General features: G+C 43.2%; 17 protein-coding genes. 6 read left to right on the top strand and 11 right to left on the bottom strand.

The features are described 5' to 3' along the window. Positions 1-43: 43 nt before the first annotated feature. Both aroC and prmB read right to left on the bottom strand, forming a co-directional pair. Entirely contained in the window at positions 44-1,132 is a 1,089-nt protein-coding gene (aroC, locus tag ABTQ23_RS20250; RefSeq protein ID WP_408617581.1) for a chorismate synthase, read from the bottom strand. A 50-nt stretch (positions 1,133-1,182) separates the two neighbouring features. Then, a complete protein-coding gene (gene prmB / locus ABTQ23_RS20245; RefSeq protein ID WP_408617580.1) occupies positions 1,183-2,100 on the bottom strand; it encodes a 50S ribosomal protein L3 N(5)-glutamine methyltransferase in 918 nt (305 codons plus the stop codon). Positions 2,101-2,156: 56 nt separating this feature from the next. Here prmB and smrB point away from each other — a divergent pair, with 56 nt between their 5' ends. Continuing rightward, entirely contained in the window at positions 2,157-2,687 is a 531-nt protein-coding gene (gene smrB, locus ABTQ23_RS20240; RefSeq protein ID WP_408617579.1) for an endonuclease SmrB, read from the top strand. Positions 2,688-2,960: 273 nt separating this feature from the next. Here smrB and ABTQ23_RS20235 read toward each other — a convergent pair whose 3' ends face one another. After that, a complete protein-coding gene (locus ABTQ23_RS20235; protein ID WP_408617578.1) occupies positions 2,961-3,176 on the bottom strand; it encodes a DUF1107 domain-containing protein in 216 nt (71 codons plus the stop codon). A 527-nt stretch (positions 3,177-3,703) separates the two neighbouring features. On the opposite strand from ABTQ23_RS20235, the gene ABTQ23_RS20230 reads away from it, so the two are divergent. Then, complete coding sequence (locus ABTQ23_RS20230; RefSeq protein ID WP_408617577.1) at positions 3,704-4,801, top strand: glycerol dehydrogenase; 1,098 nt, start codon at positions 3,704-3,706, stop codon at positions 4,799-4,801. Positions 4,802-4,849: 48 nt separating this feature from the next. On the opposite strand, the gene sixA is transcribed toward ABTQ23_RS20230, so the two are convergent. After that, positions 4,850-5,302 (bottom strand): phosphohistidine phosphatase SixA, encoded by a 453-nt coding sequence (gene sixA / locus ABTQ23_RS20225; protein ID WP_408617576.1) that lies wholly within the window; start codon positions 5,300-5,302, stop codon positions 4,850-4,852. Positions 5,303-5,450: 148 nt separating this feature from the next. On the opposite strand from sixA, the gene ABTQ23_RS20220 reads away from it, so the two are divergent. Together ABTQ23_RS20220 and ABTQ23_RS20215 are read left to right on the top strand one after the other, a co-directional pair. Further along, positions 5,451-8,219 (top strand): insulinase family protein, encoded by a 2,769-nt coding sequence (locus ABTQ23_RS20220; protein WP_408617575.1) that lies wholly within the window; start codon positions 5,451-5,453, stop codon positions 8,217-8,219. A gap of 86 nt (positions 8,220-8,305) precedes the next feature. After that, the gene (locus tag ABTQ23_RS20215; RefSeq protein WP_408617574.1) at positions 8,306-9,535 is read left to right on the top strand and encodes a multidrug effflux MFS transporter; all 1,230 of its coding nucleotides are present in this window, start codon (positions 8,306-8,308) and stop codon (positions 9,533-9,535) included. Here ABTQ23_RS20215 and ABTQ23_RS20210 read toward each other — a convergent pair. The 6 genes from ABTQ23_RS20210 to ABTQ23_RS20185 all read right to left on the bottom strand — a co-directional run bounded on the left by ABTQ23_RS20210 (position 9,532) and on the right by ABTQ23_RS20185 (position 17,539). Then, entirely contained in the window at positions 9,532-10,239 is a 708-nt protein-coding gene (locus ABTQ23_RS20210; protein WP_408617573.1) for a helix-hairpin-helix domain-containing protein, read from the bottom strand. The two genes, ABTQ23_RS20215 and ABTQ23_RS20210, sit on opposite strands and share 4 nt — an antisense overlap. A 104-nt stretch (positions 10,240-10,343) precedes the next feature. Next, a complete protein-coding gene (locus ABTQ23_RS20205; protein ID WP_408617572.1) occupies positions 10,344-10,961 on the bottom strand; it encodes an HAD family hydrolase in 618 nt (205 codons plus the stop codon). Between the two features lie 242 nt (positions 10,962-11,203). After that, the gene (locus ABTQ23_RS20200; RefSeq protein ID WP_408617571.1) at positions 11,204-12,652 is read right to left on the bottom strand and encodes an anion permease; all 1,449 of its coding nucleotides are present in this window, start codon (positions 12,650-12,652) and stop codon (positions 11,204-11,206) included. Positions 12,653-13,092: 440 nt separating this feature from the next. Beyond that, positions 13,093-13,863, bottom strand: a complete 771-nt coding sequence (locus tag ABTQ23_RS20195; protein WP_408617570.1) for a dimethylarginine dimethylaminohydrolase family protein — start codon at positions 13,861-13,863, stop codon at positions 13,093-13,095. Positions 13,864-13,991: 128 nt separating this feature from the next. Then, positions 13,992-15,518 carry a BCCT family transporter gene (locus ABTQ23_RS20190; RefSeq protein ID WP_408617569.1) on the bottom strand — a complete coding sequence of 509 codons (1,527 nt, stop codon included), beginning with the start codon at positions 15,516-15,518 and terminating at the stop codon, positions 13,992-13,994. A 26-nt stretch (positions 15,519-15,544) separates the two neighbouring features. Further along, complete coding sequence (locus ABTQ23_RS20185) at positions 15,545-17,539, bottom strand: CocE/NonD family hydrolase (RefSeq protein WP_408617568.1); 1,995 nt, start codon at positions 17,537-17,539, stop codon at positions 15,545-15,547. A 113-nt stretch (positions 17,540-17,652) separates the two neighbouring features. Between ABTQ23_RS20185 and ABTQ23_RS20180 the strand changes: the two genes are divergently transcribed. Continuing rightward, complete coding sequence (locus ABTQ23_RS20180) at positions 17,653-18,603, top strand: LysR substrate-binding domain-containing protein (protein ID WP_408617567.1); 951 nt, start codon at positions 17,653-17,655, stop codon at positions 18,601-18,603. On the opposite strand, the gene ABTQ23_RS20175 is transcribed toward ABTQ23_RS20180, so the two are convergent. Continuing rightward, positions 18,545-19,051 carry a GNAT family N-acetyltransferase gene (locus ABTQ23_RS20175; protein WP_408617566.1) on the bottom strand — a complete coding sequence of 169 codons (507 nt, stop codon included), beginning with the start codon at positions 19,049-19,051 and terminating at the stop codon, positions 18,545-18,547. The genes ABTQ23_RS20180 and ABTQ23_RS20175 overlap by 59 nt on opposite strands. Positions 19,052-19,292: 241 nt before the next feature. Here ABTQ23_RS20175 and ABTQ23_RS20170 point away from each other — a divergent pair, with 241 nt between their 5' ends. After that, positions 19,293-20,417 (top strand): MBL fold metallo-hydrolase, encoded by a 1,125-nt coding sequence (locus ABTQ23_RS20170; RefSeq protein WP_408617565.1) that lies wholly within the window; start codon positions 19,293-19,295, stop codon positions 20,415-20,417. The last annotated feature ends 254 nt before the right edge of the window (positions 20,418-20,671 follow it).

The raw sequence follows: 20,671 nt of genomic DNA, 5'->3' as shown, positions 1-20,671 counted from the left end.
TAGCGATAAATGCAGAATGCCTGCATTTATCGGCATGCTCTGATTAGGCTAAAAAAGGCGTGTTAGTGTGAACATCTGCATTTTGTCCACGATTGCGCAGATAGTGATCCATCAAAACGATTGCCAGCATCGCTTCGGCAATTGGGACCGCACGAATACCAACACACGGGTCATGGCGGCCCTTGGTAACCACTTCAGTTGGCTCGCCATCAATGTTAATCGTTTGGCCCGGAACCGTAATGCTTGACGTAGGCTTAAGTGCTATGTGAGCTATGATATCCTGACCCGATGAAATGCCCCCTAATACACCACCAGCATGATTTGAGGAAAATCCCTGCGGTGTTAGCGCATCGCGATGCTCGCTGCCGTGCTGAGTGACAACATCAAAACCATCACCAATAGAGACAGCTTTCACGGCATTGATACTCATCAGTGCATGAGCGATGTCTGCATCAAGCCTGTCAAATACGGGCTCACCCAGACCTACTGGCACACGTGTCGCACAAACGCTCACTTTAGCTCCGATTGAATCGCCCTGTTTTTTCAAATCGCGCATAAACGCATCAAGCTCATCTAAACCGTCAGCATCAGGAAAGAAAAACGGATTTTGCTCAATCTGTTGCCAATCTATTTTTTGCGCTTTAATCGGCCCTAATTGACTCAAATAGCCGTGGATTTCGATCCCTAGCTTTGATTTCAAATATGCTTTAGCAATTGCACCTGCTGCAACACGCATGGCGGTTTCACGAGCAGATGAGCGCCCACCGCCACGATAGTCACGAATACCGTATTTTTGGTGGTAAGTGTAATCAGCATGTCCTGGTCGAAATAGCTGACTAATTGCCGAATAATCTTTAGAACGTTGGTCGGTATTTTCAATCAACAAACCAATCGATGTTCCGGTTGTTTTCCCCTCAAAAACACCCGAGAGGATTTTCACTGTATCGCTTTCACGGCGGGCGGTTGTATAACGCGAAGAACCTGGGCGACGCCTGTCTAAATCCTTCTGGATCATCGCTTCATCGATTTCTAAGCCGCTTGGACAACCATCAATAATGCATCCTAAAGCAACCCCATGACTCTCGCCAAATGTGGTCACTCGAAAATGCTGACCTATACTATTTCCCGCCATTTATGCCTCAACTTCTCTTAATTCTTAATAATTATTCTTAATAATTATTCTTAAAATTCTTGACTATAATCGACCAACTGCTGCTTAGTCAGTGCAAACACGCCATGTCCACCATTGGCAAATTCAAGCCAAGTAAATGGTACCTGCGGATACTGCTCTTGCAAATGCACCTCACTGTTTCCGACCTCAACAATGAGCACACCATTATCACTTAGGTGATCTTGGGCTTGGCGCAAGATCTGCCGAGTCAGCGCTAAACCATCACTGCCCGATGCTAACCCAAGCTCAGGTTCATGACAAAACTCTTGTGGCAAATGAGCCATATCCACTTCATCAACGTAAGGCGGATTACTGACGATAAGATCGTAACGCTGGCCTTTAAGACCGGCAAATCCATCCGATTGAATTGGGAACACTTGCTGCTCCAAGCCATGGTTCTGAATATTAATCTCAGCGACAGCTAAGGCATCATCGGAGATATCAACCGCATCAACTTCTGCATTGGGAAAAGCATAACTACAGGCAATCGCAATGCAGCCACTGCCCGTACACAAATCAAGAATGCGCTTAGGCTCATCACGTAACCAAGGTTGAAACTGCTGCTCAATCAATTCTGCAATGGGCGAACGAGGAACTAAAACTCGCTCATCCACATAAAACTCGAAACCTGCAAACCACGCTTTATTGGTCAAATAAGCGACTGGAATACGCTCCTGAACACGCCGTATCACCAATTCGACCAACATTTCACGCTCACTTTTGGTCAAACGCGCTTCTTTCACGTCTTGACCAATATCCAACGGCAAACACAATGCTGGGAAAACCAATTGGAGTGCTTCATCCCAGGCATTATCGGTTCCATGGCCATAATATAGGTTGGCGTAATTAAATCGACTCACTGCCCAACGCAGCATATCTTGTATGGTGTGAAGCTCTTTGACCGCCTCGTCAACAAAAATCTTTTCCAATTTCACTCCGCGATTGCGTACAATCATACACATTGATGTATTAGTTTAGCCGTCATATGCCCAAAAAAACCGCAACAGATGCTGATTTAGCTCTATTTAAAGAGGCCCTAAATGGGGTTAGGCCATTAGAACAAGATAAAATACGGCCACAACCGCCTCGAATCAAGCAAAAAAGGCCGAATATAGGCCAAATTAATCAGCAAATTAGTCAGCAGAGTTATTATTTTTCTGATGAATACAGTCCGATGTTACCAGAAGACGGGCCAATGCAATGGCGTGCCGATGATACTGAGCCAAATGAGGTAAAAAAGTTACGCAGGGGCCAATATGCCCCAGAGATATTTTTGGACTTACATGGATTGACTCAGCAACAAGCAAAACAAGAAATAGCTGCCCTACTTTACGCCTGTTTAAAACAGCGCGTTAGTGTTGCTTGCATTATGCATGGTCATGGACAAAATATTTTGAAAAAGCGCGTGCCACAATGGTTAGCACAGCACCCAGATATCGCGTGCTTTGTTCAAGCCCCGCGCGAATGGGGCGGCAATAGCGCACTGTTAGCTCTGATTAAACTCCCCAGAAACTAGGGGCTTTGTCCTTCGTGGTTAGATTTTATTTGAATTCAACCCATTTTGAACAAGTTAATGGTGTGAATCTTAATGACTTCAACAAGCTCACTGCACAAAGTTCAAGATGCATTTATTTAATGAATCTGCCTATGTTTAATGAACCTGCATTTAATGAACCAACCGATGCAGGAGAATCAAAGGCTGCCAACCTAACCACAAAAGTTCAGCAGCCCTAGGTAATATCAGAGAAGTCCGTGCCAGATGGATGAAAGCACAGAATAAGCACCTAATCTAAGCGGCGTCTTGCTCGTGATTAAACTTGTCAATACAGCGATTGATTTCGCTGACAGTCTGGCGATGTTTAGGCGTTTGATAATCTTTTAGCATGATCAGTTTGCCATGGTTAAACTCGTAGGCACCACGCCCCTGAATATAGATACGACCTTTAAAAAAAGCTTTCACATAACGAGCAATATGCTTTGGAGAATATTTTTTAAAAATTTTCATATTTTTTTATACCTACTGCACAAAAAAATCGTTTAAAAAGTTCCATGGGTCACGATTTCGAAATATAGAAAAGTTGTAGATATCCTTTTTAACAGCATTGAATTTTGCGTTACTCAATACACTTAGAGTTTTATATCACAAAAAGTTCAATCGATATGTAAATGTATAATAGAAATGTGATCGCTATATGACATTCAAAAGCAATACACCGCACCAAGAATGAATTTTGCTTTACAGCTCACACTCTTAGTTCATCCCCTTGATGGTCGCATGCACACAGATTAAAGTGGTAGCCATAAAGTTGCTGGCTAAAATTTACTCACCTGATGATTTGACAATCACTTCAGGCCCTGTTCACATGTTAAGAATTTATTGTACTTGTTACATAAATGATGTGAATTTTTAGTGCATTTGATGCAACTCTATGTTTTATTAGGTGCAATATATGTTCTTATACAAACGGTTGTATCCAATTTGGATACAATCTGACCGTTTTGGCCACTTGATAATAGATTTAAGGAGTTCTAATGAGCCAGATTATCTTTTCATCCCCTTCCAAATATGTGCAAGGGTTCGGTATTTTAAGTAAATTGGGTAAACAACTGAGCGCCATGGGCGATCATGTGCTACTTATTGCTGATGATATCGTCTGGAAAATCGTTGCTGAACAATGCGAAAGCTCTCTTAAAGAAGCCGGCCTAACTTACGCTTATGAACGTTTTAACGGCGAAGTTTCTGGCAAAGAAATCGCCCGCTTAGTTGAAATTGCTAATCGCGAACAAACTCAGGTTGTCGTTGGGATTGGCGGTGGTAAAACACTCGATACAGTCAAAGCAGTTGCTGATGATTTAGGCCAGCCAGTGGCTATCGTTCCAACCGTTGCTTCAACAGATGCACCATGTAGCGCTCTATCTGTTATTTATACTGAAGAAGGTGAATTTGACAGCTACCGTTTCTACAATAAAAACCCTGATTTAGTTTTCGTAGATACCAAAGTTTGCGTTCAAGCACCTGTTCGTTTATTCGCATCAGGTATTGCTGATGGCCTTGCAACATACGTTGAAGCCCAAGCGGTACTGCGCACCAACAGTGATTCAATGGTAGGTGCACGCCCATCCATCGCAGGGATGGCTATTGCCAAAGCTTGCCAAGAAACATTATTAACCCATGGTATAAATGCCTATAAAGCCGTCGAGCAAAAAGCTGTGACTCCAGCAGTAGAAGCTGTAATTGAAGCGAATACACTGCTTTCTGGTCTCGGTTTCGAAAATGCAGGCCTTGCGGGTGCTCATGCAATCCATAATGGCTTTACTGCGTTAAGTGGGGATATTCACCACCTGACCCACGGCGAAAAAGTTGCCTATGGCACGTTAGTACAGATGGTCTTGGAAAAACGCTCACGAGAAGAGTTAGAAGAATTCATCGGCTTCTATCGTGCGATTAAAATGCCAACCACACTCAAAGAGCTGCATTTAGAAAATGAATCCTACGAAGGATTACTAAAAGTGGGTGAACAAGCACTTTCTCCTGGCGATACACTTGGAAATCTAGATACTGGTTTAACTGCAGATGATATTGCTCAGGCAATCATTGCTGTCGATGCAATCAGCAAAAGCATCGCCTAAAGCATTTTGAAGTATTAAGGCTGAGTATTTTCACTCAGCCTTAATTTGTTAATTCGCAGGATTATCAAGAGAAATTAATTCGTTTTCATCCCCAATTACAACATGCGCGATACCAGCCGTTGCAAATAGCGGCGCTCCGGCACTAGGTACCAATTCTTGAACGATGTATCCGACCAGCGGTAAATGGGATACGATAAGAACGTTTGAATCACTTGCCAACTGCTTCATAAAATAGACCACATCTTTGGCATCACCATGGGGTGTTAGCTCATCGAGTGTTACTAGATTATCCGGCTCCTGGCAATAACCTTTTACTTCATCCCAAGTCTGCTGGGCCCGTACATAAGGGCTTAATAAGACATAATCAAATTTAGTGATCATAGAAGCAAGTTTCGCGGCCATCGATTGCACTTGTTCACGACCTCTGGAAGTTAACTGACGTTGGCTGTCACTTGGAGCAGTCATTTCAGCTTGTCCATGGCGCATGACATAAATATCCATTGCATTTACCTATAATGCTAAAATTAAAGACATGTTACCCTGTGTTGACCTAACATAAAACAAGTTACAGAAAATGACCTGTCATTGATTGCATGTCTGTGATGACACACCGATAATAAATTGAAACCATTAAAATATGGAGTGTTCTTTGCGAACAAGCCCGACTGACTCAAGAGAATATCGAACCGTTACCCTCGACAATGGCCTGAGAGCTTTGCTCATCAGTGATCCCCAAACCCCGAAAGCTGCAGCGGCTCTGGCAGTCAATGTCGGACATTTTGATGATCCTTTGCCTCGCGAAGGTTTAGCTCATTTTCTCGAGCATATGTTATTTTTGGGCACTGAAAAGTACCCTCATGCCGGAGAGTATCAACAATATATAAGCCATCATGGTGGTAGCAATAATGCGTGGACCGGGACAGAGTTCACCAACTTTTTTTTCGATATTGATAACGATTGGTTTGAAGGCGCTCTTGAGCGTTTTAGTCAGTTTTTTATCAGCCCATTGTTTACCCCAGAACTTGTTGATAAAGAGCGCCAAGCCGTCGATTCTGAGTATCAATTAAAGATTCAAGATGATGTTCGAAGGCTTTATCAAGTCCATAAACAGACCATCAATCCTGCCCATCCTTTTAGCAAATTTTCAGTCGGATCAGAAAAAACGCTGGCCGATAGACCTGATAGCCAAGTTCGTGATGATTTAATCGAATTTTACCACCAGAACTATTCAGCCGATCGCATGACGGTGGTTCTAATTAGCCCTGAGTCATTAGATCAACAGCAACAGTTACTGAGTTTTTTTGAACCTATCAAAAAACGCAATTGGCAAGCACGGCCTCATGTCCCACTGTTACGCGATGAAGACCAAGGCATCATGATTAATGTTGAGCCTCTAAAAGAAGTTCATCGACTCACTTTATCATTTAATTTTGAGAACATTCATCCGCACCAACTTTATCCAAACAAGCCATTGGAATTCTTAGCGAATTTAATTGGCTACGAGGGGCCAAATAGCCTTATTGCTATCTTGCGCCATCGAGGCCTGATTCAGAATATGACCGCAGGCGGTGGGATTAGCGGCCAGGACTTTCGCGAATTTACCATTAGCTACCAATTGAATGAAGAGGGATTAAATGCGATTGGCTCAATCGTTGAAGCCACCTTTTCACTGCTTCGACTGATTCGCCAACAAGGGCTTGAACAGTGGCGTTACGAAGAAAAACAGCAACTTTTAAAACGCACTTGGCATTACCAAGAACGAATTCGCTCGATTGACTTAGCCGCCCACTACGCGATTAATTTGCAGCAATTTGCCAAAGAAGATGTATTAATTGGCGATTACCTGATGGAGCAGTTTGAAGTCGAAAAAATAGAAGACTTCATTGAGCAAATGACGCCTCAAGCAATGCGTGTAACGTTGGTCAGTCCCGGAGTGGATACCGATGAAATCGCGCCTTGGTACGACACACCTTATAAACGCATGCCCTTTGCTCAAGAACAATTAGAGCGCTGGAGTAATCCGCGAGCAATGCCGATTCAACTTCCGAGTGCCAATCCGTTCTTAAATCTTGCTAATCCGCAAAGTCAGTATAACGATACGACACCGGTGCCCTATCCACTCATTGACGAAAAGGGCTTTAAGCTTTGGCACCATCAAGATGGTGAATTTAGGCTGCCTAAAGGTCACATCTATATCGCGATTGACTCGGCCTTTGCAGTGCAATCGGTCAAACATATTGCCCAGAGTCAGCTAGCGGTTGAGGTTATTCTCGATTATTTGGCCGAGATCACCTACCAAGCAGAAATAGCGGGGATGAGTTACCAGATATACACCCATCAAGGCGGATTTACCCTGCATACCAGTGGGTTTAGCGAACGTCAATTTGAGCTTATTAAGCTGGTATTAGACAGCCGATTAGACGGTAAATATAACGCCCAACGCTTTGAAATCGTAAAACAGCAATTGGTTCGTACTTGGCAAAACCAAAGTAAGATTAAACCAATTAATCAGCTGTTCCATAAGCTTACCGCAATTTTACAGCCTAAAAGCCCAACAGGCGAACAACTCGCTGCAGCCATTGAAGATATTCAACTGGAACAAATGCCTGAATTTATCGCTAATATTTATCGCAATATTCATGTTGAAACATTCATTTATGGCAGTTGGTCGAAAAAACAAGCCCAAGCGATTGGTCAATACATTCGCCGCACACTGGTTGATGGCAATGAACCTGCCAATGAAACTCCCCGTGAGCTTATAAATCTTGAAGGACTAAAAACATTAAACTACCGTCATCGCTGCCAACATAATGATTCAGCTTTGCTGATGTATTTTCAAAGCCCAATAGCCAGTGCCAAACAAACCGCACTGTTTTCATTATGCAATCAGCTGATGTCATCTATCTTTTTCTATGAGCTGCGCACCCAACAACAGCTTGGTTATATTGTAGGTAATGGCAACCTGCCACTCAATCGCCATGCAGGAATATTGTTTTATATTCAATCTCCTAATAGCGCACCACAAAGTCTTTTAGATGCGATAGATGAATTTATTGATCACTTTCCAAAAGTGCTCAATGAGCTCAGTGATGAGCAATGGAGCGAAGCGAAGCATGGATTAGCCGGACAAATCTTAGAAAAAGAATCCAATATGCGCACGCGAGCTCGCCGCTTCTGGGTAAGCATTGCCAATAAAGATATGCATTTTAATCAACGAGAAATAGTGGTTGAAGAGCTTATGCAGTTAACGCGTGAAGAGCTGATGCAATTCGCGATGGAGTTAAAAAATGCTACCAGAGATCGCCTAATCTTATTTGCCTGTGGGGAACATCACCCTTGTCAGGCAACTTTAAGTGATGCCCAAAATATCGGGCCGGTTGAACAATTTCAGGCAACGGCGGCTAAATTCAGCTACTAACTCATTCAATTTTCATTCATATATCGTTACAATAAAATTTGGCAGCGAATCAGTTCGCTGCCAAATTTTTTTAAAGGAATCACACAATGAAAACAGCTGGGTGTCTTCCTCAGACTCGCCTGAATTATGCTCTCATACTCGGATATCTGGCCGCTCTTGGTCCTCTGTGCACTGATCTTTACATCGCATCATTACCTGAAATTACCCGCGTATTTGCCACAACCCCATCAGCAACACAATTAAGCCTTACCGCTTCATTAGTTGGTCTGGGCATTGGTCAGTTACTATTTGGTCCACTCAGTGATCGCTACGGCAGACGCCTGCCTCTGATGGCATCGCTGACATTGCTTGTTTTATCAACTCTGGCCTGCTGTTTTGCACAATCTATTGACCAGTTGATTATCGCTCGCCTGCTGCAAGGACTTGGCGGCTCTGGCGGCGTCGTTATTTCTCGAGCCATTGCAAGAGATCATTATCAAGGCCATGAACTGACGAAATTTTTTGCCTTATTGATGATGATCAACGGTATTGCCCCTATCGCAGCGCCTGTTGCTGGGGCTGGATTACTTGCCATTATGGACTGGCGGGGAATATTTGCAGTATTAACCGTGATTAGTATTGTATTGCTGCTATTTAGCCATCTGCAATTACAAGAAACCTTGTCAAAAGCGGCCCGTTCACACAGTTCATTGTTTGCTTCATTTAAGCAAATGGGACAGTTAATTGTAAGAAAGCGCTTTATCGGCTTATGTCTGACACAAGGGTTCGTACTGGCGGGAATGTTTGCCTATATCGGGGCATCTTCGTTCGTTTTGCAAGAACACTATCACCTTTCGGCGCAGCTCTATAGCTTCTGTTTTGCTATTAATGGATTAGGGCTGGTTGTCAGTGCCCAAATTAGTGCCAGATTAGCCATTCGCTATGGCGAACAAAAAGTGATGCAAACTATTTTAATTTTCGCCGTCATTGCGGTCAGTTTGCTGTTGATTGGTGGATATTTTAAAGTCTCGCTTTGGATATTCCTGCCATTACTATTTTGCTCTGTGATTGTGAACAGCATGATTGGGACCACCAGCACCGCTTTAGCGATGCAAGAAGTGTCAGCCAGCGGCGGCGGCGGGGCCTCGGCGCTGTTGGGCTCATTTATGTTTATTCTGGGCGGAATTAGCGCGCCAATTAGTGGATTAGGGGGAAGCTCCCCAGTAGCGATGGCATTAACAATGGCTGGATGTTATTTCATCGCGTTTATTTTATACACCGTGTTAGTTGGTTGGCATTTCACTAATCGACGCCAAAGAGCGCAGCAAAATCACTAATATTGTAATAAAAGCGAGCTAACCGTCTCTTTGTGGGCAATAATCCGTTCGGCTTGTACCGGACGGATCCCTTTTACCGATAACAGCTGCTCATCGCTCATCAATAACAGTTCACTAATGGTCGTCACTCCCTGACGGGCCAGCTCTCTGGCTAATCCCGAATCAATCGCATCAATCATGAGTACTGAACCGGGTTTATCTTTACAACAAAACAAGCGGTCATCTTCTGGCAGAAAACGAGACATTAACTCAACAATGTCTTGCGCTTTATAATTAGCGAGCAAGCGTTTTTCTATCGGCTCAAACAGTGGATAGTTTTGCACAACCTGTAAGAACAATGCGATTTTGTCATTCACCGATTTATCGCTGGCGACTATTTTTTTAAGCATAATCGTATATTGCAGATAACTGCTAGCACTGAGCGCACCAGCGTCTGTTGTCACCGTGTCATCATCACAATTAAACATGCTATTGGCAAATCGCAGCCAACTGCCCTGCTCGAAGGCCACCTCTTCAGGTAGCGCATCAAGACAGAGGACACGGCCATGCATTAGCAGATAATCAAGGTGCGTATTGAGGCGAAAAACTGCCTGAAACACTAATTGATCGGGGTCGCATTCATCAACTTGAGGCCAATGTTCAAACGATGGTGCCATTAATTCTTCGGCAAGTTCCGCTGGTTTATGTCGCTTAAACAGTCGCATTGACTTCCCTTTTAGGACTTCCTTTACCCATAAATTAGTTAAGCTATGCGCTAGGTACAAATCTTTTATGTAAAAGCTGCTAGCGCACTCGCAAATCCCTTAAGTTAAAACTCAAGGCCTAATTCATGTAGCTGAGCTTCAAGCTGAGCTGAATTCTCAAACACGATTCCATGCATGCCAAGAGCCTCACAGCCGCGAATATTTCTGCTTAGATCATCGGTAAAAACACACTCTTGCGCTTTTAGATGATAAGTATCGAGCAGGTAGCGATAAATTTCTGGCTGAGGTTTTAGTAAATGCACATCATCAGACACAACGGTGCCATCAAATAGCTCCCAGAAATCGTATTTTTCTTTTAGGTAGTCCACGATTTCAATCACGTTATCAGTTAACGCATAAACGCCATAACCGGCATCTTTAATGCGCTGCAATAACTGCTGTTGACCAAAGATTTGGATTTGAGTGGTTGTTAGATAGTAAAAAAGCCGCGCCATCTGATCGGATGAAAAATTAAATTGTTTAATCAGGCTTTGCTCAACCTGCTTTTGAGTCACTGTGCCTAAATTGTAGTTAATCCAAACTTCGCTTTGAAATACATCTGCTCGCATCAGCGTAATGTTAGCGTCTTCACCAAAAGTCAGACGAATAATTTCCTCTGGTGACCAGCGCACCATGACGTTGCCAATATCAAAAATTACATTCTTAATAGGTAGCTTTTCCATGTTACCCTCATTGTCGTTTAAAGATTAAACCATTATGGATTCATCATACCTCTGATTTATAAATCATTCTTACGTTTTTTAAACAAAAGGGAGCAATTTGAGGACAGCGAACCCTGACCATTCAAGGGCTAATCGAATAAACGAGCCAGAGCCGCCGCGAGCCATCGTAGCTAAAATAAGCTTTTAATACAAATGAACCAATTTTTGCATGATTCGTTCATCAACTTGTTTGCCCAGTGCCGTTAAAAAATCATCATCAACCATGGCAAGCCAATAACCAGCCAAACCACCAAATACAATGTCCCAAAGATTGCGCCTAACCGCCACCAAGTTGCGCCAGGAATAAATCCACTACCATAATAAACTGGGCTCGGCCCGGTGCCATATGGCGTAATAATCCCCATCAACCCAAGCATCGGCACTAATAAAAAGACAAACATCTGCATATCGATACCAGGAATACCAGATGCAGCGGCTAAAATAACGGGTAATAAAGCGGTGGTATGAGCAGTCACACTGGCAAACAAATAATGCAGTACAAAAAATATGAGCGCTAAAATAACCATTGCCAGCACAGGATTTAAGCCGTTGATATGGCTGCCAACTAATTGCCCAAACCAATGTACGAAACCCACTTTACTTAAACCACTGGCTAGTGCGACTAACGTTGCGAACCACACCAAAGTATTCCAAGCCGCTTTATTAGCAAGAATATCGTCCCAGGTGACAATTTTACAAATCAACATCAAACTAATGACAAGCAACCCAACTAAAGCTCCGGCAATGTATTGACCCGCAAAAATCCACAACAATAATGCCATCACCACAAAGACCAGCAATAACAACTCATTACGAGATAACGAGCCCATCGAAGTTAGCTCTTTTGCCGCCCATTCACACACAGCTGAGCCTGATTTAACTTCAGGGGGAGCCAACCAATAACAAAGTAGTGGCACAATCAATAGCAGTAGAATACACACCGGAGCTGCAGCTAAGAACCAATCGCCCCAACTAATTAAAATCCCTGTGGAGGACTCAGTTAGAGCAACCGCTAAAAGATTGGGTGCTAAAGCCGTTAAAAACATTGAGCTGGTTACGCATGTAGTGGCAATCGCCGTCCACATTAAATAGGTACCGATGCGTTTACGTGATTCATCGTCGGGACTTGAATCATAAAGCGGTGGAAGGTTGCGGATAATAGGATAAATGGTTCCCCCACTGCGAGCGGTATTAGATGGGGTAAATGGCGCTAAAATCGTATCGGCTATCATAATTGCGTAACCAAGCGTTAAACTTTTCTTGCCCATCGTTTTTACCAGCCACAAGGCAATACGCCGACCAAGCCCGGTTTTTTCATAACCTAGCGCAAACATAAAGGCCCCAAAGATGAGCCATACAGTGCCATTGGTAAAGCCTGAAACCACCCAAGAAAAAGCCGCTTTGGCACTATGAAATTTAGGGCTTGCTAATTGTTCAGGAGAAAACAGTGCCCAGTGGTTTAAAAGACCCGCAAGCACAACCGCAATTAAACCAACCACCGCTCCCGGCAATGGCTCCAGAATAAGCCCTACAACACAGCCAATGAAAATTGCAAAATAGTGCCAAGCGTAGGCATCTAATCCTTGCGGTGATGGAATGAGGGCAATGATGATAGCGACAGCAACAGGCGCAATTGCTTTAGTAAGTTTCATATTCTGTCCCTTAACATGAGCAGTAATCGGAGTTTTACCGATATGTCAGTACAGCCGTTTGGATTTTTTAAAGACAGTTGATTTTAACTTGCCAAATTCACTCAGATAAAATGCATTAAATTGACTTTCAAGCTTAGGCGAAATAGCACTAAACGATTTGTTCTTAAATAGCGCCAAGGCTCAAGCTAAATCATCAACTGAGGCAAAATAATTAGCAAAAACAGCATCGATCAACGTCCCCTATTACTATTGGTGAGCGTTTGAATATCCAGTGTGATAGCAGTCAAAAAAGCGAGAAAAACTCCCTTATGACTGGTAATTATTTAACATCAAACCAGCATCCATAAAAACGCGATAAACCAAAAGCTAACCGTCTATGGCACTGATAAAAATGCGGCCCATAACGGGCCACAGATTCAAGCTAGATTGCGATACTTACATTATTCAGCTTGCTGATAACGAACTGACATGCAAGTTAGCCCCGCTTCGGCCTTGGCAAATTCACTAATATCAACTGTTTCGACATTAAAACCAGCTTCTTTTACTAACTGGATGGTTTTAACATGCTGTTCATTCATGCAAATCGTTTGACCAATAGCAATAATATTGGAGCCGAAAGGCTCACTTTTAGGCACTTCGATTTTTTGAAAATCACGAAAGATGTCGGTATCAAGCCAGCTTGAGTTAACCAGTAACGTCGTATCATCGAGGGCACAGCAGCCAGTTTTTAGATGCAGACAACCACTGACGGGCACCGCAATCACTTCGTAATTAAAAGGCGTTAAGATATCGCGCAATTGTTCATAGCCTTGCTGATTGGTGCGTGATGATTGCCCGACATAAACTTTGCGGCCAATCACCAAAACATCGCCCCCTTCAATTTTAGCGGGTAGCTCAATGGTGCGAATCTGCCGAAGAGGCATGAAATAATTCTCAAGCGTTGGAATTTCTGCTCGGCGTGACGCAACTCCCATTGATGAAACAACAGCAACTTCATCAAACACAATAATGGGATCTTCAACAAATACGTTATCTGCAAGTTCAGGATTATCTTTGAGCACCTTTACCTGAGCACCACAACGGGTCAACATTTGACAATAATGGCGATGTTGCAGCAATGCTTTATCGAAATCGATTGGTTCGCTTTCGATGTAGGTTAATTCACACTGCTGGATATTCACCGAAGGACGATGAGTCAACACATGCAACATTCTACAACTCCTTGTAACAAGACATGCACTATAACTATCGCATTACTTGCCATTGTGCCAGCACAAAAATATGAAATATAAAAAAACCAGCTAACTTTCATTAGCTGGTTTTATCCTAAAAGAGCGAATTATTTAGCGTTTTTATCCACCAAAGATGGGTTTTTAAGCCATTTCCATAGCGTAAATGAACAAAGCAGAATAATTAACGTTGCTGGCAAACCACCTAGATTAGAGAGTGATTTAATGCCTTTCACACCGACGGTACTAACCATAATCCAAGCAACAAGCCCGATGACAACGCCCCATAAAACTTTAATGGGCAAGCCAACGTTATCAGCAGAATCCGCCGTGTAATCTTTCACACATAAATCGCCAATTGCATCGGTACTGGAGTCCGCGGCCGTCACATAGGAAATAAAGGCAACAATCACCAAAAATGCTGAGGTAATCAGTCCCAGAGGTAACTGGCCAAAGATATGGTAAAGCAGCTTCTGGATACCACCACTATTTAAAATTGCATACAAACTTCCATGGGTATGTTGGTCCATATAAATCGCGGTACCAGAGAAAACGGCAACCCACAGTAAAATGAATAAGCTAGGATAAAAAATATTAACCTGAATAAATTCACGTACTGTATAGCCTCGAGCAATTTTACCTAAGAACATAGCGGTAATTGGCGCCCATGCGAACCACACTGCCCAATAGAAATCACTCCAGTTATGTGGCCAAGGGTCATTTGCCGCCGTACCAGTAAAGAGACTCATTGAGAAAAAGTTTGAAAGGAAATGGCCAAGCCCTTCGACGCCAATCCCCAGAATGTAAATGGTTGGGCCGCAGATAAAGACAAAGACGAACAGCGCGATTAATAGCCAAAAGTTAATCGTAGAGAGCCTTGCTATCCCTTTAATCACCCCTTTTACCGCAGAAATGACAAAGGTAATCACAACGATGGCAATAAAAAAGCCCAGCGTCAGAGCATTCTTTTGAAGCGGAATAAACTGACTCACCCCACCGAGCAGCGTTAAAGCACCGGTACCAAGCGATGATGCCATCCCAACGACTAATGAATACAGAGCTAGGGCATCAATTAAATCAGCCCAGCGCCCCGACACATAACGGCCTAAAATCGGCTTTAGCGAGCTATTAATCGAATAAGGTTGTTTGAGGTTATGAAATGCCAGCGCAAAAATTAACGCTGGAACAGCATAAATAGCATAAGGCGTTGGCCCCCAATGTAAAAACATCGCCGAAATTGCAAATAACACGGCATTCGGACTATTAGGTTCAATTCCTAAACTTTTCGCTGGCGCATGCAGGTGATATAGCGGTTCTGCCGTGGTCCAAAACAAAACACCTACGGCAAGCGTCGTACACAAGACAATCATAAACCAACGGGATTTAGCAATAGTTGGTTTGGCGTTTTCCCCACCAATGCGAATATTGCCTAGTTTTGAAAAATAGGTAAATACCGCCAGAACGAGTAAATAGAAACTTCCAAGGCTAAACAGCCATGAGAAATTATCCAATACAAAGCTATTTGCGACCTGAGTTAAAGCAATAAAGCTTTTCAAGTCAATCATGCTATAAATCAGTGCGCCGACTAAAATACAAAATGTCGGTAAAAATACTAATGGACGTATCGATTTTAACATCATCAATTCCTTTTAATTGGCTTGGGTTAAGTCAAATTACGAACAATGGTTTCATCGAACGTCTTTTCAAAAATTACTTCATCTTCACTAAAGGCCTGCCAAGTGGCTTTAATATAAAAATTGTGTTCATCACAGCTCATATGATAGTGACTTTTAAGAGCGGTCCACCAACCTTCACGGCCCATCGTTAAATCAAAATTTAAGACCGATGTTGCGCTTAGTGGGTCATCAGGATGAATACTTTGAGTTTGGTCCATCTTAAAATCGATGATGCTATCACAAGAGTTAAAATGCTGGCGGCCAAAATCATCCCGTGTTTCGAGGCTAACAATACCCGTTTTATAATCGTGATGAACAATCCGTTGGCTATCGCTGCTGCGCAATGTTTGGCCATCGAAATCTATCGGAATATCGTAAGGTGCTGGTTCAAACTCGGTGAACAGGTCATCTCGATAAGGCACATCAATATGGCTATTTTTTGCATTGATCCGGATAGTTGGCCTTTCAAGTGCAGGCCAAACTAGTGGCCAGTAGGCACTTGAAATGCTAATCCGCAGCCGATGTCCGGCAGGAACTTTATAGGCAACATGATTGATAGGAACCACCACCTCATATTGCTCATTAGGTGTCATTGGTTTGGCAAATTCATGACTATCACGATGTGTAAGGTTTAATAAACCGACGCTAATACGAGTCACTTGGCCATCTGGGTGAACGTCACAGACCCGCACCGCGAGCTGCCCCGTTGGCTTATCACTTTGAATGCTAAGATGAGCCTTCACTTGTCCGGCAATGGCGAAGTCTTCAGCCAATGGCGGAGTATCAAAACACAATGAACCCGCATCATCGGCTCTTTGATCGCTTGGTTGTTCCATATCTAAACGGATACCAACACACAAACGGCCACCATTTAAGCCAACCGTTTGCGGCGATTTTACGCTCAGCGCAAGCTCATCGGTTGGAACGGCATTAAGCAGTGTTTTATCACCTAGGTAGAAACGGCGATGTTGGGTGCGTTTTGAGGGCCAACTAGGCTCACTAATCCACTGCCCCGGACGAGATTCATAATCACTTTTTGGCGCTACGCTATCTTGCATATAGTAGGTTAACATTGGCTCATCCATAATGCCGGTGTCGATACCTTTAAGCCAATAGTCCCACCAACGAACCGATTCACTGACATAATCGATTTTAGGATTTGGATAAGCGATATTTGGGTATTTATGAGCCCATGGCCCAACTAACCCTTTACGCGGGGTTGATAAGTTTTCGAGCAAGCTAAATACCGTATTGCGATAGTTATCCGCCCAACCACTCATAGCATAAACAGGGATTTTTATATCTGCATAATTTTCGCAAATAGAGGCATGTTTCCAATAATCTGAACGCGTTTGTTCACTTAGCCAAGGCTTGGCTAAAAAAGGCATATTTTCTAGGCGTTCGAGCCACTGTTCTTGCCAATTTTCACCGACTAATTTAGCATCCGGTGCGCGCCCTTGAGCATAGGCCCAGAAAAAGGCTGCCCAATCTAAGTTATCGTTAAGCAGGCACCCGCCCATATAATGGATATCGTCACGGAAACGATCATCCGTTGAGCATTGGGTAATAATTGCTTTGAGCGCAGGAGGATTGAGCGCGGCAATCTGCAATGAGTTAAACCCGCCCCATGAGATCCCAACCATCCCCACATTACCATTGCACCAGCTCTGTTGACTCAGCCATGCGATAACATCAACACCATCTTGCAATTCCTGAGCTGTATATTCATCGCTTAAATGACCATCAGACTCACCACAGCCACGAAGATCGACGCGAATACACGCATAGCCTCGTGAAGCGGTCTGCGCCATGGTAATTTCATCGCGCACGATAGTGCCATCATTTTTACGATAAGGCAGAAATTCTAAGATAGCGGGGACAGGATTATTGGCAGCATCGTCAGGAAGCCAGGCACGATAGGCCAAGCGAGTTCCATCCGGCAGAGGTAACCATTGATGATGGATGTGATTAACTTTATGCATAATTTCCTTGCTGAATAAAATACGGGTTTTCCATACTAAGGAGCAGGATTTGTTAGTAAAACGTTATTTTGTTACTCTCAGATGAACTAAAAGTTCAAGATAAGTATCAAAATATGGCCATTCATCACAAAACAATCCCTTCATTAAGCGCCCTGATGATTTTCGAGGCATCTGCCCGCTTAGGGAGTTTTACCAGTGCGGCCAAAGAGTTATGCGTAACACCAACGGCTATCAGTAAACAGATTCGCCAGTTAGAGGACTTTTTAAATACCAAGTTATTTATTCGGCGCAAGCAAGGCTTGAACTTAACTCATAAAGGCGAGATATACTTGCGCTCAGTGATGCAGGCATTAGACACGTTAACCGACGCATCCCAAATCATGGATGACAATAGCCATCCGCTGCCACTTAATATTGAAATTGGCGCGTGCTTTTCTCATTTTTGGTTGATTCCAAGATTGGACAACTTTCGCGACAAATACCCAAATATCACCCTTAACATCACCATCAATAATGAGCGTGATATCGGCGATAATGTCAACTATGACGTTGCTTTTTATTATGCCTCGCTAACCTCGCAACAAAGAGGAAGCTACCTGCTATTTAATGAACGGATCCTGCCCGTTTGCAGCCCCTCTTTTTTAGCAAAGCATCCAGACTGTCAAAATTTGAGCAAAATTTGGCAGCAGCCTCTTTTAATGGTGCGCGATGCGCCTGTATTTTGGGAAAATTGGCAAACGTGGGCAGAACGTGCTGGCTTTAGTTACGAAAATCCGATTAATGCGCTGTATATGGAAGATCAGATTGCCATTACCCAGGCCGCTTTAAGTGGCGCTGGGGTAGCATTAGTTTGGGATTGGCACGTGCAGGATTTTCTTAAAAATGGCGAGCTTATTGCGTTAAAAGAGCCTATCGAATGCCATCGTAATGCCTTTTTCTTAAGTTGCGCCGATAATAATTCAGAGCGCAATGCTCGGCGCTTTATCCGCTGGGTGATTCGTCAGGTTAGCCTTTTGCCACCTCATTCTCATTTACCTCCAGCGAATCTAGCCGATAGTGCATAATATGTTGTGGCCCTGCTCCACCGAACAAAAATAGTTCACCAGAATCTTTAAAACCAACCCGTTGGTAACAGCGATAAGCACCACTATTTTTTAAATTCACCGTCAGATAAATCAATCTAACCGCCGGATAATTAGACTGCACATAAAAAATAGCTTGTTGTAACATCGCCCGACCAAGCCCTTTGGCTTGAAAATGTTCACCAATGACAACCGAGCGCAATCCAACACTTTGAGCAGGTGCAAAGTAGTAGCTATTTGAGTAAGCAAAATCAACTTTCAAATACCCAATTATTTGCCCGTCCTTAAACGCAACTAACTTTTGAACGCCCCATTCACATGAATCAATAAATTGCTCGGTTGTTCCAACATAAACTTGCTGGCTAGGATGTACCGTTACCGTCCGTAGTTTTGATAAAGGAACAATTGCAAAAGGCTTTAAATTAACCACTGATAAAAACCTTCACCTCATTTTGCCATTCGTTTAGTATGATTAAAGTAAATTAGCTTGAGCTTACTGCGCTAGGCCAAAAGATACCTAACTTCGCCTTTTAAGTAAATTTTACTCGCGACTGTCATTTTTTAATCATTTATCGCCCGTATATTTAAGCGTGGTGACAAGCGAGGCATTTTTAACCAAATGCCAATATTTATCAGTTCATGGATGATTTTAGCGTTGAGGAGTGTAACCAATGATCTGGTTTATTCTGGCTCTGGTAGTCATCATTGCTTTATCGGTTAGTTTTATTATCTCTCGCCCTCAATACAAGAGTGCTCAATACCAATACCAGACACAACACAATCTTAGAGCCAATTATCGCTCTGGACAATTTCACAATGATGTTACGCCACAACATCCAACCGTGACCAATGAACCAAGTGCACTGTTTCGGTTTCTTTTTCAGCGCACGCCTAATGCACGCCCTGACCAGATGCTCCCAACGGACAAGACAAACTTATTAAGTCTAAGTCCCCAAACTAATTTAGCCATCTGGCTTGGCCATTCCAGTAGTTTTATCCAGCTCGATGGCCTGCGCTTTTTAGTCGATCCTGTTTTTAGCGACAACGCTTCGCCTGTGCCTGCAACCAACCGCGCATTTGTTGGGAGCAATATCTACAAAGCGGCAGATATGCCAGCGATTGATTATCTTTTAATTACCCATGATCACTGGGATCACCTTGATTACCCAACTATTGCTGCGCTTAAAGCAAAAGTTCATCACGTGATTGTGCCTTTAGGCGTTGGCGATTACTTTCGAAAATGGGGATATTCTGATGAAATCATCACTGAATGCGACTGGAATCAGCATACCCTCGCGGGCGACGTTACTATTGTGACTCTGCCTTCACAACATTTCTCCGGCCGGCTTATCAATAAAAATCGAACCTTATGGGCAAGCTACGCCCTTATTGGACAATGTCAGCGGATTTTTCTCAGTGGTGACTCAGGTTATAGCAACCATTTCACAACGATTGGTGAACAATATGGCCCATTTGATCTGACATTCATCGAATGTGGGCAATATGATTCATCTTGGGCTCATATCCACATGACACCAGAACAAAGTGCCCAAGCCGCCGACGACCTTAAATCAAAGGTGGTGATTACCCAGCACCATAGTAAATTTAAACTAGCTTTTCATAGCTGGCAGGAACCTATTGAACGATTTATCAAAGCCAAAGAACACTATAACTATCAGCTAGCTTGTCCAATGATAGGTCAGTGTGTCGAACTTAATGCTCCTCTATACCACCATTATTGGTGGCGGGACCTACAGGAATTTTCGGCGGTTCAAGCTGTTACACAAAAGAAATAGTTGTCGTAAGACAATCAAGTCTGATCATTCTTAATAATGTGTGTCACTTTTGCTTGGGCATTTCACTTTTCATGGGGTGGGAACCGATGATTGCAAACACTCCTTTGCCCCAAAATGAGTTGCGCATTCATTTCATCTACACTCAGTTCACAGTTTTTCACGATACAAGAACTTATATGCTTGGAGGAAGCTTAACTACCGTTCTTACTATTAAGCAATCAACATTAACTACCTGAATTAGTGCTAATCCGCCT

It is taken from the genome of Celerinatantimonas sediminis, assembly GCF_046054195.1.
GTDB lineage: Bacteria > Pseudomonadota > Gammaproteobacteria > Enterobacterales > Celerinatantimonadaceae > Celerinatantimonas.
This window is presented reverse-complemented; position numbering and strand designations above follow the sequence as displayed.

Excerpts from the sequence above, each read along its gene's own strand:
- sixA (WP_408617576.1), bottom strand. The coding sequence starts at position 5,302 with ATGGATATTTATGTCATGCGCCATGGACAAGCTGAAATGACTGCTCCA.
- ABTQ23_RS20185 (WP_408617568.1), bottom strand. The coding sequence starts at position 17,539 with ATGCATAAAGTTAATCACATCCATCATCAATGGTTACCTCTGCCGGAT.
- ABTQ23_RS20215 (WP_408617574.1), top strand. The coding sequence starts at position 8,306 with ATGAAAACAGCTGGGTGTCTTCCTCAGACTCGCCTGAATTATGCTCTC.
- ABTQ23_RS20200 (WP_408617571.1), bottom strand. The coding sequence starts at position 12,652 with ATGAAACTTACTAAAGCAATTGCGCCTGTTGCTGTCGCTATCATCATT.
- aroC (WP_408617581.1), bottom strand. The coding sequence starts at position 1,132 with ATGGCGGGAAATAGTATAGGTCAGCATTTTCGAGTGACCACATTTGGC.
- ABTQ23_RS20170 (WP_408617565.1), top strand. The coding sequence starts at position 19,293 with ATGATCTGGTTTATTCTGGCTCTGGTAGTCATCATTGCTTTATCGGTT.
- smrB (WP_408617579.1), top strand. The coding sequence starts at position 2,157 with ATGCCCAAAAAAACCGCAACAGATGCTGATTTAGCTCTATTTAAAGAG.
- ABTQ23_RS20195 (WP_408617570.1), bottom strand. The coding sequence starts at position 13,863 with ATGTTGCATGTGTTGACTCATCGTCCTTCGGTGAATATCCAGCAGTGT.
- ABTQ23_RS20180 (WP_408617567.1), top strand. The coding sequence starts at position 17,653 with ATGGCCATTCATCACAAAACAATCCCTTCATTAAGCGCCCTGATGATT.
- ABTQ23_RS20235 (WP_408617578.1), bottom strand. The coding sequence starts at position 3,176 with ATGAAAATTTTTAAAAAATATTCTCCAAAGCATATTGCTCGTTATGTG.
- ABTQ23_RS20205 (WP_408617572.1), bottom strand. The coding sequence starts at position 10,961 with ATGGAAAAGCTACCTATTAAGAATGTAATTTTTGATATTGGCAACGTC.
- ABTQ23_RS20190 (WP_408617569.1), bottom strand. The coding sequence starts at position 15,518 with ATGTTAAAATCGATACGTCCATTAGTATTTTTACCGACATTTTGTATT.
- ABTQ23_RS20210 (WP_408617573.1), bottom strand. The coding sequence starts at position 10,239 with ATGCGACTGTTTAAGCGACATAAACCAGCGGAACTTGCCGAAGAATTA.
- ABTQ23_RS20230 (WP_408617577.1), top strand. The coding sequence starts at position 3,704 with ATGAGCCAGATTATCTTTTCATCCCCTTCCAAATATGTGCAAGGGTTC.